General features: G+C 50.9%; 14 protein-coding genes and 3 tRNA genes. 7 read left to right on the plus strand and 10 right to left on the minus strand.

Annotated features, from left to right (window positions below; translation table 11 throughout):
- Window positions 1-61 precede the first annotated feature (61 nt).
- From osmY to holD, 5 genes are all read right to left on the minus strand, one after another.
- On the minus strand, window positions 62-679 hold the full coding sequence (osmY, locus tag OGV52_RS12590) for a molecular chaperone OsmY (protein WP_016151602.1): 618 nt from the start codon (window positions 677-679) through the stop codon (window positions 62-64).
- 306 nt (window positions 680-985) lie between these two features.
- On the minus strand, window positions 986-2,575 hold the full coding sequence (gene prfC, locus OGV52_RS12595; protein ID WP_016151601.1) for a peptide chain release factor 3: 1,590 nt from the start codon (window positions 2,573-2,575) through the stop codon (window positions 986-988).
- A gap of 92 nt (window positions 2,576-2,667) precedes the next feature.
- Entirely contained in the window at window positions 2,668-3,348 is a 681-nt protein-coding gene (gene yjjG, locus OGV52_RS12600; RefSeq protein ID WP_016151600.1) for a pyrimidine 5'-nucleotidase, read from the minus strand.
- A gap of 14 nt (window positions 3,349-3,362) precedes the next feature.
- Window positions 3,363-3,809, minus strand: coding sequence for a ribosomal protein S18-alanine N-acetyltransferase (gene rimI, locus OGV52_RS12605; RefSeq protein ID WP_005123887.1), 447 nt, complete (start codon window positions 3,807-3,809; stop codon window positions 3,363-3,365).
- Window positions 3,778-4,191, minus strand: coding sequence for a DNA polymerase III subunit psi (holD, locus tag OGV52_RS12610; RefSeq protein WP_003837254.1), 414 nt, complete (start codon window positions 4,189-4,191; stop codon window positions 3,778-3,780). Before holD ends, rimI begins: the two co-directional genes overlap by 32 nt.
- A 103-nt stretch (window positions 4,192-4,294) precedes the next feature.
- On the opposite strand from holD, the gene rsmC reads away from it, so the two are divergent.
- The 4 genes from rsmC to OGV52_RS12630 all read left to right on the plus strand — a co-directional run bounded on the left by rsmC (window position 4,295) and on the right by OGV52_RS12630 (window position 5,850).
- The gene (gene rsmC / locus OGV52_RS12615) at window positions 4,295-5,323 is read left to right on the plus strand and encodes a 16S rRNA (guanine(1207)-N(2))-methyltransferase RsmC (protein ID WP_200049717.1); all 1,029 of its coding nucleotides are present in this window, start codon (window positions 4,295-4,297) and stop codon (window positions 5,321-5,323) included.
- A gap of 209 nt (window positions 5,324-5,532) precedes the next feature.
- Window positions 5,533-5,619 (plus strand) — tRNA-Leu (locus OGV52_RS12620).
- A 28-nt stretch (window positions 5,620-5,647) separates the two neighbouring features.
- Window positions 5,648-5,733, plus strand: a tRNA-Leu gene (locus OGV52_RS12625).
- 31 nt (window positions 5,734-5,764) lie between these two features.
- Window positions 5,765-5,850: transfer RNA gene (locus OGV52_RS12630), tRNA-Leu, on the plus strand.
- A gap of 39 nt (window positions 5,851-5,889) precedes the next feature.
- Here the strand turns inward: OGV52_RS12630 and OGV52_RS12635 are convergent.
- Window positions 5,890-6,165, minus strand: a complete 276-nt coding sequence (locus OGV52_RS12635) for a DUF1435 domain-containing protein (protein ID WP_019078313.1) — start codon at window positions 6,163-6,165, stop codon at window positions 5,890-5,892.
- A 216-nt stretch (window positions 6,166-6,381) separates the two neighbouring features.
- On the opposite strand from OGV52_RS12635, the gene OGV52_RS12640 reads away from it, so the two are divergent.
- The gene (locus tag OGV52_RS12640) at window positions 6,382-7,458 is read left to right on the plus strand and encodes a GGDEF domain-containing protein (RefSeq protein WP_016151597.1); all 1,077 of its coding nucleotides are present in this window, start codon (window positions 6,382-6,384) and stop codon (window positions 7,456-7,458) included.
- Between the two features lie 108 nt (window positions 7,459-7,566).
- Window positions 7,567-8,355, plus strand: a complete 789-nt coding sequence (gene fhuF / locus OGV52_RS12645; protein ID WP_287108587.1) for a siderophore-iron reductase FhuF — start codon at window positions 7,567-7,569, stop codon at window positions 8,353-8,355.
- A 29-nt stretch (window positions 8,356-8,384) separates the two neighbouring features.
- On the opposite strand, the gene OGV52_RS12650 is transcribed toward fhuF, so the two are convergent.
- Complete coding sequence (locus OGV52_RS12650; protein WP_016151595.1) at window positions 8,385-9,728, minus strand: PTS sugar transporter subunit IIC; 1,344 nt, start codon at window positions 9,726-9,728, stop codon at window positions 8,385-8,387.
- Window positions 9,718-9,858, minus strand: coding sequence for a hypothetical protein (locus OGV52_RS12655; protein WP_016151594.1), 141 nt, complete (start codon window positions 9,856-9,858; stop codon window positions 9,718-9,720). Before OGV52_RS12655 ends, OGV52_RS12650 begins: the two co-directional genes overlap by 11 nt.
- Before the next feature lie 235 nt (window positions 9,859-10,093).
- Between OGV52_RS12655 and OGV52_RS12660 the strand changes: the two genes are divergently transcribed.
- Window positions 10,094-10,552 (plus strand): YbaK/EbsC family protein, encoded by a 459-nt coding sequence (locus OGV52_RS12660; protein WP_101700350.1) that lies wholly within the window; start codon window positions 10,094-10,096, stop codon window positions 10,550-10,552.
- Window positions 10,553-10,609: 57 nt separating this feature from the next.
- Here the strand turns inward: OGV52_RS12660 and bglJ are convergent, their stop codons facing one another.
- Entirely contained in the window at window positions 10,610-11,287 is a 678-nt protein-coding gene (gene bglJ, locus OGV52_RS12665) for a DNA-binding transcriptional activator BglJ (protein ID WP_029139757.1), read from the minus strand.
- On the minus strand, window positions 11,248-11,973 hold the full coding sequence (locus tag OGV52_RS12670; RefSeq protein ID WP_016151591.1) for a helix-turn-helix transcriptional regulator: 726 nt from the start codon (window positions 11,971-11,973) through the stop codon (window positions 11,248-11,250). The genes bglJ and OGV52_RS12670 overlap by 40 nt, the downstream gene beginning before the upstream one ends.
- Window positions 11,974-12,215 lie beyond the last annotated feature (242 nt).

The following is a 12,215-nucleotide window of genomic DNA, read 5'->3' on the forward strand; positions in this document are numbered from 1 at the left end:
ATTTTCAGTGTGGTGCACAACACGCCTCCCGACAAACGTCGGGAGGACGAATTAAGTCTAATTAGTGAGTTTTAAGATCGTTTTTGACGCTTTTCACGCCATCAATCGCTTTGGCGATGCTCTCAGCGCGATCGCTTTGAGCCTGTGATTCAACGGTTCCTGAAAGCTGTACCACGCCATCGGTGGTTTCAACTTTCACTTTGCGGGAAGGGACAATATCATCGGCCAGCAGCTTGGCTTTTACCTCACTGGTGATTGCCGTATCGCCCGCATAGCCTTTTACAGAAGTGTCTTTGCTATCACGTACGTGCAGTTTGTCGCTAACGGAGGTCACACCCTCAACGCCTTTGGCGACTTTAACGGCCTCTTCGGCCTGTGCCTGGCTTTCAACAAACCCGCTTAGCGTCACCACCTTCTGGTCGGTTTTAACGGAAATGTCGGTGCTCTTAATGCTATCGTGATCCACCAGCGCGGCTTTTACTTTCGCAGTGATGGTGCTGTCATCCATGAAATTACCGACTTTGTTCATGGAGCTATCGACTTTCTGCCCCGCACTTTCGACGCCGGATTGCGTTTTATCCGTCGTGGAGTTTTCTGCATAAGCAGAACCCGTTGCAACAGCGGAGGTCAGCATCACGGCCAGCAGCGTTTTAGAAATCTTAAGTCCTGTCATTGTCATCGATGTATTCCTGTATGTTTGCTAAAAGCTGCGCTCTGCCGTAAAACGGCTTGAGCCAGCAACTAATCTTGTAAGTGGAATAAATATCAGCAATAGAAGCTGCAACAGGCAGCCTAAAAAGCATTTAACGCCGACATTTATGTCATCACATTGTTAAATATAGTTCAGGATTTCGTGATCGCAGTCCAGATTGACTAAAAAACGTGCAAACAAAAGAAAAACGAGAGGTTTTAAGAACATTCCGCAAGGGATTTAAAAGACAGGAAAAGTTGTAGGGCACGGCGGATACCGTGCCCTGAAGGTCGATTAGTGTTCGCGCGTTTTGCGGAACTGAACGTCAGGGTAACGTTCCTGGGTGAGATTCAGGTTAACCATGGTCGGCGCGATATAAGTGAGGTTATCGCCGCCATCCAGCGCCAGCTGAATTTCGTTTTTACGCTTGAATTCTTCGAATTTCTTCACGTCAGAACACTCTACCCAGCGTGCTGTCGCTACGTTGACCGACTCATAAATCGCTTCAACGTTGTATTCGCTCTTCAGGCGTGAAACCACCACGTCGAACTGCAGCACACCAACAGCGCCCACGATCAGATCGTTATTAGCGATCGGACGGAAAACCTGCACTGCGCCCTCTTCGGACAGCTGAACCAGCCCTTTCAGCAGCTGTTTCTGCTTCAACGGATCCTTCAGACGAATGCGACGGAACAGCTCCGGCGCGAAGTTCGGAATACCGGTGAACTTCATCATTTCGCCTTGGGTAAAGGTATCGCCAATCTGGATAGTGCCGTGGTTGTGCAGACCCAGAATATCGCCCGGATACGCTTCTTCCACGTGAGAACGGTCACCGGCCATAAAAGTCAGCGCATCGGAGATAACCACATCTTTACCAATGCGCACCTGGCGCATTTTCATACCTTTCTCGTACTTGCCGGACACCACGCGCATAAACGCCACGCGGTCACGGTGTTTCGGGTCCATGTTGGCCTGAATTTTAAACACGAAGCCGGTGAACTTTTCTTCTGAGGCTTCAACGACACGGGTGTCGGTTTTACGCGGCATCGGCGCAGGCGCCCACTCCACTAAGCCATCCAGCATATGATCAACGCCGAAGTTACCGAGCGCGGTACCGAAGAATACCGGGGTGATTTCGCCCGCGAGGAACAGCTCATGGTCGAACTCGTTAGACGCGCCCTGCACCAGCTCCAGCTCGTCGCGCAACTGCTGCGCCAGGTCTTCCCCCACGGCGGCATCGAGTTCCGGGTTGTTCAGACCTTTAACAATGCGCACTTCCTGAATGGTGTGCCCTTTACCCGTCTGGTACAGGTAAGTTTCGTCTTTATATAGGTGATAGACGCCTTTGAACAACTTACCGCAGCCAATCGGCCAGGTGATCGGCGCACAGCCGATTTTCAGTTCATTCTCGACTTCATCCAGCAGCTCCATCGGATCGCGGATGTCACGGTCGAGTTTGTTCATAAAGGTCAGGATCGGGGTATCACGCAGACGGGTAACTTCCATCAACTTACGGGTCCGGTCTTCAACACCTTTTGCGGCGTCGATGACCATCAGGCAGCAGTCCACCGCCGTCAGAGTACGGTATGTATCTTCAGAGAAGTCTTCGTGCCCTGGGGTGTCCAGCAGGTTTACCAGGCAGTCATGATATGGAAACTGCATCACAGAGGTGGTAATGGAGATACCACGCTGTTTTTCCATTTCCATCCAGTCAGATTTCGCATGCTGGCTGGAGCCACGGCCTTTTACCGTACCGGCGGTCTGAATCGCCTGTCCGAATAACAGTACCTTTTCAGTAATTGTCGTTTTACCGGCATCCGGGTGAGAAATAATGGCAAAAGTGCGGCGTTTGGCCACCTCTTGCAAATAAGGAGACAACGTCATAGTCAAATCTTCTTAGGTAAGCACGGCAACAGGCCGTGCAAGTTGAATACGAAAAATTGCGGCTATTTTACCCATCAACGGGGGGGAGGCAATCAGTGTTTACACAGGAGCCGCTCCAGTTCACTTAATGACGCCACGGTCCAGGTCGGCTGAATGCCCGCTGGCTGCTCGCGGTGGTGCGTATTTAGCCAGCAGGTGGATAGCCCGGCGTTAATGCCGCCAAGAATATCGGACTCTGCGGTGTCGCCCACCATCAGTACGCGAGAACGCTCAGGATTGCCCGCCTGCTCCAGCGCATGGTCAAAAATACGGGGATCGGGTTTTGCCACGCCAACCTGCTCAGAAATCACCAGCAGGTCGAAATAGTCGCGCAGCCCCGTCCGCTCAAGGCGGATTTGCTGCAACGCCGTAAAGCCGTTAGTAATAATACCGATTTTTGTTTTATCACGAATCGCATTGAGCAGAGAAACCGCCCCTGGCAACGGCGAGCAAATCTCCGCCATCGCATTGATAAAGGCGTCATTAAGCTGGCCTGGCTCAACCTTCAGGCGTTCAGCCCAGCTCTGAAAACGAGCGTGCTGGAGTTGTAATGAGGTTATCGCACCGTTTTGATAATCCACCCACAGCGGTTTATTTACGGCCTGGTAGTCCTGAAAATCTTCAGCGGTAAAGGTAATGCTATAGTCGAGAAACATCCGCTGTAAGCCGGTAAACGAGTCAAACGTAAACAGCGTTTCGTCGGCATCAAAGAAAATCCAGTCCCACTTCTTCATCATTACACCTTGTCTTACATGCTGATTGGCAATGCCATTATAATGGCGTCTTCATGACCATCGGCCGTCGGATAGTAATTGCGCCGGATCGTCGCCTCGTTAAAGCCCAGGCTTTCGTACAGCGCGATAGCGGCAGCATTTGAGGCGCGCACTTCAAGCCACAGTGTCAAAATGCCACGCTTTTCCAGCTCATCGATCAGGTATTCCAGTAGCTCACGCCCCAGGCCCCGGCGCTGAAAGTCAGGATCGACGGCAATATTGAACAGCGTAGCTTCATCCAGCACGACCTGTGTAATCGCAAAGGCGGCCATTACGTCGTCAACCCTCAACTGAAAATTGAGGTAGCGATCGCCCTGGTTGCTGGCAAATGTTTTTTCACTCCACGGAAAAGCGTGGGCGCGTTTTTCAATCTGAAATGCTGCAGGTAAATCAGTCGGTTCGAGGGAAGAAATCGTGTTCATATGCGCAGATTTGTTGCCATAACGCGGCGCGGGCCGCGGGGTTTTCCCGTAATTCATTAAACGCAGGACTCTCGACCTGAGCGCCCTCCAGCAGCAGCGGCTCTTCGGTTCCCAGCCGCCAGCTATTACAGCGACTGCCCTGCGGCAGCATGGCGACACGGTCAGGCGTCAGTTGTAAAACCTGATCCGGGCTGACGGTTAATGCGCGTAAAATATCGCTCATCAACGGTTCGGTTAGTGCGGGTAATTGTGCAGCAACCATCACCAAACGGACGTGCGCAGGAATTGAAATCGCGATCTCGCCCTGCAGTGCGCCGGGACGACGCAATGACCACTGCGTAATGCCCAGTTGCTGTAACTGCCAGTCTCGTCGGGATGTCATAGCGAAACACTCCTGTCTATCAGGGGCGCAAATATAGCAAATTTGTCGAATCCGTGCCATCAAACAACTATAATCCCCCGCTGTACAATTTAAGGAGCACTCCATGTCTGCTTTTACCCCGGCAAGTGAAGTCTTGCTGCGCCACAGTGATGATTTCGAACAAAGCCGTATTCTGTTTGCCGGTGATTTGCAGGATGACCTGCCTGCCCATTTTGAATGCGCCGCCAGCCGTGCGCACACTCAGCAGCTTCACCACTGGCAGGTGCTTAACCGCCAGATGGGCGACAACGTTCGCTTTAGCCTCGTCGCCCAGGCTGATGACGTTACCGATAGCGATACGCTGATCTACTACTGGCCGAAGAATAAGCCGGAAGCCCAGTTCCAGTTGATGAACATTCTGTCGCTGTTACCGGTGGGCACCGATATTTTTGTTGTTGGTGAGAACCGCAGCGGCGTTCGTAGCGCAGAGCAGATGCTGGCCGAATACGCGCCGCTGAACAAAGTCGACAGCGCGCGTCGCTGTGGCCTGTACCATGGTCGTCTGGAAAAACAGCCTGTCTTTGATGCAGAAAAATACTGGGATGAATACCAGACCGAAAATCTGACCATCAAAACGCTGCCGGGCGTATTCAGCCGTGACGGCCTGGATGTTGGCAGCCAACTGCTGCTCTCCACGCTGACGCCGCACACCAAAGGCAAAGTTTTGGATGTCGGCTGCGGTGCAGGTGTACTCTCCGTCGCCTTAGCCAGCCACTCGCCAAAAGTGCGCTTAACCCTGTGCGATGTTAGTGCCGCCGCCGTTGAAGCCAGCCGCGCAACGCTTGCTGCCAACGGTATTGAAGGAGACGTAATCGCCAGTAACGTCTTTTCTGACGTGACGGGTCGCTTTGATATGATCATCTCCAACCCACCGTTCCACGACGGGATGCAGACCAGCCTCGATGCCGCGCAAACGCTGATTCGCGGCGCAGTGCGCCACCTCAACAGCGGCGGTGAACTGCGTATCGTGGCGAACGCCTTCCTGCCTTATCCGAAGGTACTGGATGAAGTGTTTGGCTTCCACGAAGTTATCGCGCAGACCGGTCGCTTCAAGGTCTATCGCACCATCATGACGCGTCAGGCGAAGAAGTAGAACGGCCATCCCATGCCGGATAAGGTGCCTGCACCGCCATCCGGCAGGGTTTGCGAAATGCGGGGTGGCACTTCGTTTACACGGCCTGCGTTTAGCGCCCATTTTTACATCAATTAAGCGCGTCCTGGGCAATTAACTATTGACGAAAAGTTGAAAACCACTAGAATGCGCCTCCGTGGTAACGATACTTTTTTGAGTGTCGATGGTATGCGAAGGTGGCGGAATTGGTAGACGCGCTAGCTTCAGGTGTTAGTGTCCTTTCGGACGTGGGGGTTCAAGTCCCCCCCCTCGCACCATAATCCACGTTGATATTGCTCGCACTGGGCGAAGGTGGCGGAATTGGTAGACGCGCTAGCTTCAGGTGTTAGTGTCCTTAGGATGTGGGGGTTCGAGTCCCCCCCCTCGCACCAACGAGGCGATATCAAAAAATAAGATGACTGTGCGAAGGTGGCGGAATTGGTAGACGCGCTAGCTTCAGGTGTTAGTGTCCTTAGGATGTGGGGGTTCGAGTCCCCCCCCTCGCACCAATTATCTTATTTCCCTCTCGATTTTCTTCCCTGTTTTGTTCATCCCTGATTCCCGTTCATCATCACCAGAACAATGCCGCCGATTAGCGCCGCACATGAAGGCAACAGGACAAAATGCCGCAAACGCTTGTGGTACAGCATGAGTGAAGTCAACAGTAATCCTAATACAATCATCGCCTTCCATACGTAGACCGACAGGTCGCTAAATGCCATCCCGGCAATCAGTATTCCCGGCAGCAGAACACCCCATCCACTGCCCAGCGTACGTTGCAACATGGTACCACCTATGACATTGATAATGATAACCAATATCATATGATAAATTTTCTCATTTGTCAGCTGGGAGGCACTATCAATTATATGAGTTTTACTTAACGATTGATGACATGAATAATTTAAGGTGATAAATTGCTCGCCGGTTAGCTTTTCAACTAAAAACAATAAAAACCTCTGCGAATGATACCCCGTTCGTTATTTGTTTTATTTACCAACACACCTTTGTACATTGCAGATAACTAACAATATTTACCTATGACAGTACAATCCTGGCGAGCTCTGCGCACCAAAAAATACCAACTCTCTTTACGATTGTTTCTGCTGCTCAACGCAGTCTCCGCACTGTTTACGCTTTTTTTTCCCCTGTTTGCCGTCAAAGCGTTGTCAGTACCGGCGTTGCTGATTCTCGTGATGAGTACATTGTTGCTGGCATGGCATAGGAAATATGTGGATAAAAGAATTAATCTTCCTTTTATTTCAATCGTTTTTGGTTTGCTATGGGCATTACATATTTTCCTGAAATATAACGCACTGGGTCATAATGATTATTATTTTCTATTAATCGCGCTTCTCAGCGTGCTGTTTATTGGATCTATCGCTTTTGCCAATAATATCATCGCGTTTACGCTTCACTCATTGCCTTCCGTCGCCGTCTGTTTATGGCTGAATGGCAGCGAGCATGGTTTGCGAATTATCTATTTTATGGCGCTGCCCATGGCCGGGATCGCCATCCAGCATGTGATACAAAAGCGCTACGATGGCTTCGCCCAGCAGCTGATGTATAAACTGCTGGAAGAACGGGAAACCCTGAACGGGCTCAGCATGCTCGACCCGCTAACCGGTTTGTACAATCGTCGGGGGCTGCAACACCGACTCGATACACTGTTGGCCTTGAGCAACGCGAAGCACTACGTCTTGCTGCTGGATATCGACCATTTCAAAGCCTATAACGATCACTACGGTCATATGATGGGAGATCAGGCGCTGATCCGCGTCTCTGCCGCGATTCGTGACTCCGTGCGCTCGCGGGACGTGGTGGCGCGCTTTGGTGGGGAAGAGTTTATGGTTTTGCTGACCGCGGTCGATCCCCAGCAGGCCCAGGCTGCCGCCGAACGTATTCGCCAGAAGGTGTACGACCTTAAAATTCCTCACATGTTTAACGAGAGCGTGGCAACCAACGTAACCGTGAGTATTGGTATTGCGCCTCTGGTCGAGCAGGATATTGATGCCGCTGTTGCCCGAGCGGATAAAGCCCTTTATGAGGCCAAGAGCCTTGGGCGCAACAGTACGCTGGTCAGCGATGACCTGCGAGTAAACTGCCCTTCTGCCTGAGCTATCTGTGCGGTGTCGCCCGGGATGGCGACAAAGATCTTGCCATCGCTCAATGTCAATTATAGGATTAGAAATCATTATCATTAAGATTAACATCCTTATATCGACATGGCTTATCGTTCCGCACCGATCGTTGAAGATGTCATCTGGCGTAGCCCTCTGCCTGCAAAGATACCCTCGCTGGCTGCTGCCGTACGCGCAACGATAACCAACACCCGTGAGCACCTGCTGGACTTCATTCGTCTTGACGAAACACCCGTGCCAGGTGCGATGACGCTACATGAATGGACGCAATCAACGACGCTAAGTTCATTGCTGGCTGTCTATTCGGACCATATTTATCGCAATCAGCCCACGCTGCCACGCGAAAATAAGCCGCTGATTTCTCTCTGGGCGCAGTGGTATATCGGCCTGATGATGCCTCCGCTCATGGTGGCCCTGCTGACGCAAAAAGAGGCCATCGACGTCTCTCCTGAACACATGCACGTAGAATTCCACGAAACAGGCCGTGCTGCCTGCTTCTGGATCGACGTGCATCAGGATCACCAGGTCACGGCCCAGTCTCCTCAGCAACGCATGGAAACACTGATTCTCTCGGCGCTGACGCCGGTTGTGCAGGCGCTGGAAGCGACGGGCGAGATCAATGCGAAGCTTATCTGGAGCAACACCGGATATTTAATTCACTGGTATTTAACGGAAATGAAGCCGTTATTAGGTGAAGAACTGCTGACCACACTGCGCCAGACCTGTTTTTTTGAGAAGCAACTCTCCTGCGGTCAGGATAATCCCCTGTGGCGTACCGTTGTTCCGCGCGAGGGACTGTTAGTGCGCAGAACCTGCTGCCAGCGCTATCGCCTGCCCGATGTCCAGCAATGCGGTGACTGCACGCTGAAGTAAGCGAGGAGCCGTAGCCCCTCGCCCGTCAGTTATGCAACCTGCTGATTTTCTTCTTCTATACGCTGTGCTTCTTCTTTTTCCTGCGCTAATAGCTGCTTTTCGTAAACCTTAAAGAATGGGAAGTAGATGACGGCAGACACCAGTGCCAGCAGGACAACCAGAATGGCCGCACGATAGTCCCAGCCTAACGCCCACGCCGCGCCAACCGGTGCCGGGGCCGTCCAGGGAACCACTGAAATCACCCGCCCAATCAAATCTAGCTTCATCGCCGCCCAGGCCAGCACCGCGTTCACCATCGGGGCCAGCAGGAAGGGAATGAAGAACACCGGGTTCATGACAATCGGCGTACCAAAAATCACCGGTTCGTTAATATTAAAAATGCTCGGGACAACGCTCAAACGCCCGATCGATCGTAGATGGGCCGAACGGCTACGCAGATAGCAAATCACCAGCCCCATCGTCGCGCCGGAACCTCCAACCACAATAAAGAACGTCCAGAACGCTTCCATAAAGATATGCGGTAAAGGCGCGCCCTGCGCCAGCGCCGACTGGTTCATCCCGAGATTGGTGAGCCAGAACATTTGCAGCATTCCCGACACAATTGCCGCGCCATGAATACCGGCAAACCACAGCAGATGGCCGATCAGCACCGCCAGCAGTATCGCTGGCAGAGAATCCGCTGCAGACACCAGTGGTTTAAAGATGGCCATGATGGCCTGCGGGATCAGCATGTCAAACTGCGACTGAATCACCAGACTCAGCGGGTACAGCGTAAGCACCACCACCAGCACAGGGATCAGCAGATCGAAGGAGTTTTTGATCATCGGCGGCACCTGATCGGGTAAACGAATGCCGATGTTGTGCGCCTTCAGGAAGCGCATCATTTCAACGCAGTAAATAGCCACCAGGATGGCAGTGAAAATCCCCGTACCGCCCAGGCTATCAACCGGCATAGTGCCTTTGGTTTTCGGTGCAGCAATCAGCAAAAAAGCCATGATCGATAGCATCGCGCACATGAAGGGATCTAGCTGATGTGACTTCACATAGTGCTTGCCCAGGTTATAAGCGATAGCCGCACATATGTAGACTGACATGATCCCCATCGTCATATCAAACGGTGTGAGGATTTGGCCTTCAAACTGTTTCGCCATATCCAGCCACGCACGTGCAAACCCCCAGGTGGTATCCGGAGAAAAAGGCGGATAGGCGAAAACCAGCAGAAACGAGCCTACGATCATAAAGGGCATCGCCGAAATAAACCCATCACGGATAGCCATCACATGACGTTGTGAAGAGATGCGCCCGGCAACAGGGCTGACGTAATTTTCAACGAAGCGGAAAATCACATTAAACACAGCATGATTAGTAGACATAGCCGTTCTCCCGTTGTGCAAAACCCTGCAACCGTGCTGGTATCAACACCACCACGTAAAGCCCATTACTGCTTTTCGCAACCGTGCCGGGAGGAACGCCAGCGCTACTGCATTTTGAGTTCAGTTTCATAGATGGCTCTTATTATGTAATACAGAGGAAGTGACAACTTCAGTATTAATCGCCATTTGAGCATTCTGCAACCGGTTACTGTAACCGGTTTCTTTGATTGTGAAGACGATCGAAAAACTGCCAATGTTGCCATGTTGTTACATTAAAATATTTACAGCGAGCTTGCCCCTATGACAAATTACGCCATGCGATTTTCTGCTGGATGGAGCTGCCTGTAGGCGATTTGGAGAGAAGAATGAGTTTGCAATCAGTACGCCAATTTTTAGCGCAATATGCACCAGATATTGAGATTATCGAATTAGATCAGAGCACAGCTACCGTCGATCTGGCAGCGAAAGCCCATAACGTCGAACCAGGCCAGATCGCGAAAACGCTTTCTCTGAAGGTCAAGAACGACATTATTCTGGTCGTCGCCAAAGGTGATGCCCGACTGGATAACAAAAAGCTAAAGAGCACTTTCGGTGCCAAAGCCCGGATGTTGAGTAGCGATGAAGTGGTTAACGCGACGGGCCATCCCGTTGGCGGTGTTTGCCCTTTCGGACTGGAAACGCCGATTTCGGTATACTGCGACGTTTCGTTGAAGCATTACGCTGAAGTGCTTCCCGCCGCAGGCGCCATCCACAGCGCCGTTCGTATCACGCCAGAAAGGATGGCTGAGCTGACTTCCGCCACCTGGGTGGATGTGTGTCAGTGATGATTCACGTTCCGTGCCGATAACGAAACCCGGCACGAAACGATCTAACATTACCCGCTAAGAAGCCGCCTGTAGAAAAGGTGCAGGTTCACCTGCACGCAGGTACAGCAGGATATCTGCAGCATCCAGCAGTCCGGCATCTGAGCTCACGCCCAGCTTGGACATCACATTAAATTTATGTGCCCGAATGGTTTTAATATTCCGCTCTAACTGAGCAGCGATCTGCGGCATTGAATAGCCATTCGACATAAAGCGCAGTATTTCTCGTTCTGTTGGACTGAGCATACGGCTTTGATTGATATACCAATGGTTTTTAGAACCTTCGGTTCCCCGGTTGGGGCCGTTCAATACCGTAAATAACGCGTCCTGCAGTACCGTTAATGAAGAAGATTTGCTCACAACGCCATCTAACGGCAATGGTGACAAAGAGCCGATTAATCGCGCTTCAGCGTCATCATCAGCAATCACCACCCGGCGAATACGCGGAAAATTTACCGCCAATTCCGTCAGATAAGCTAACCCGGCCCTGCGATCGGTTCTGATTGCAGAGAGGGAGAAAATAACCGCCGAAAACGACGTTTTTAACATCACCTGACTAAATGCAGGCTGGCTCGAAAAGATATGAAGTTCGTATTGGTTATCCGGCATGGTATTAAACAGGCTCTTAATACCGACGCTACTCATCGCGCACTTCTCTACCAGCGCAACGTTTCTTTTGATGCTTCGGCTTTCCATTCCGTGGTTTCTCCATAAACTGAAGGTAAATTCAATTCTCGCGATCCTTGAGAACTGTTTATCCAGGCGTACATTTCTGCATTGCTATGTATCGACAAGCGGCGCATAGCACTGTTCTTTTGGGCGCTAATCGTTTTATTGCTTTTCTTCAGCAATGTCGCAATCTGATTAATTCCCCAACCTTTTCCCAGGAGTCTCAGCACTTTCCTCTCCGAGAGGGTAAGTACAATTGAGCGGGCGCTATGGTCTGCTAATTCTGGCATCACGGGCGGAGAGAGCAGCGACTTGCTAATTCTCTCGGCTCGGCTATTTCCTGCGTGAATAACATTCACCAAACTTTCAATCGTCTCGGCATCAGATAACAGCGAACTGACAGGGCACATCAGCAATTCAATGGCCAGCGGATAAAAAACACGAGAAACGAGAAATACCCAGTGAATATCGCGGTATTGAGATAATAAAGAATAATACTGTTCGCAGACTGAACGTGGATGATTACAGTCTCCGGATAAATCAGCAATCACCAAATCAGCACAACGCAGCTGCAGCAACGTCAGTTCTTCGACGGAGCGGCAGTAGGTAAGTTCATAATCAGCGAACTGCCCCTGCATTACACCTTTAAGTCCGGTTTGTACGATCGGTAATTTACTAATAATAATTGCGTTTTTGCAGCGTCCTGGCAACATATCTCCTCCACATTCACCAGTCCGTATTCGCACGTATTAAAAATCCCCTGATAAATTAAAAACATTAATTAACAGGAAACCCTAAACAATAGACGAGGTGAATTGTTTATCCTTGGCTTTTATTTATAAATAAAGTTACACCGCTACAATCCCAGTAGCATCAAACTATTGAACCATCATGCCAATAATTACTCATAAATACACTCTTTGTACAATTAAAAGAACTACAATAGATCGTTAGC

It is taken from the genome of Citrobacter sp. Cb041 (genome assembly GCF_030336655.1).
In the GTDB taxonomy this organism is placed as follows: domain Bacteria; phylum Pseudomonadota; class Gammaproteobacteria; order Enterobacterales; family Enterobacteriaceae; genus Citrobacter; species Citrobacter braakii.

Excerpts from the sequence above, each read along its gene's own strand:
- osmY (WP_016151602.1), bottom strand. The coding sequence starts at position 679 with ATGACAATGACAGGACTTAAGATTTCTAAAACGCTGCTGGCCGTGATG.
- prfC (WP_016151601.1), bottom strand. The coding sequence starts at position 2,575 with ATGACGTTGTCTCCTTATTTGCAAGAGGTGGCCAAACGCCGCACTTTT.
- yjjG (WP_016151600.1), bottom strand. The coding sequence starts at position 3,348 with ATGAAGAAGTGGGACTGGATTTTCTTTGATGCCGACGAAACGCTGTTT.
- rimI (WP_005123887.1), bottom strand. The coding sequence starts at position 3,809 with ATGAACACGATTTCTTCCCTCGAACCGACTGATTTACCTGCAGCATTT.
- holD (WP_003837254.1), bottom strand. The coding sequence starts at position 4,191 with ATGACATCCCGACGAGACTGGCAGTTACAGCAACTGGGCATTACGCAG.
- rsmC (WP_200049717.1), top strand. The coding sequence starts at position 4,295 with ATGTCTGCTTTTACCCCGGCAAGTGAAGTCTTGCTGCGCCACAGTGAT.
- OGV52_RS12635 (WP_019078313.1), bottom strand. The coding sequence starts at position 6,165 with ATGATATTGGTTATCATTATCAATGTCATAGGTGGTACCATGTTGCAA.
- OGV52_RS12640 (WP_016151597.1), top strand. The coding sequence starts at position 6,382 with ATGACAGTACAATCCTGGCGAGCTCTGCGCACCAAAAAATACCAACTC.
- fhuF (WP_287108587.1), top strand. The coding sequence starts at position 7,567 with ATGGCTTATCGTTCCGCACCGATCGTTGAAGATGTCATCTGGCGTAGC.
- OGV52_RS12650 (WP_016151595.1), bottom strand. The coding sequence starts at position 9,728 with ATGTCTACTAATCATGCTGTGTTTAATGTGATTTTCCGCTTCGTTGAA.
- OGV52_RS12655 (WP_016151594.1), bottom strand. The coding sequence starts at position 9,858 with ATGAAACTGAACTCAAAATGCAGTAGCGCTGGCGTTCCTCCCGGCACG.
- OGV52_RS12660 (WP_101700350.1), top strand. The coding sequence starts at position 10,094 with ATGAGTTTGCAATCAGTACGCCAATTTTTAGCGCAATATGCACCAGAT.
- bglJ (WP_029139757.1), bottom strand. The coding sequence starts at position 11,287 with ATGGAAAGCCGAAGCATCAAAAGAAACGTTGCGCTGGTAGAGAAGTGC.
- OGV52_RS12670 (WP_016151591.1), bottom strand. The coding sequence starts at position 11,973 with ATGTTGCCAGGACGCTGCAAAAACGCAATTATTATTAGTAAATTACCG.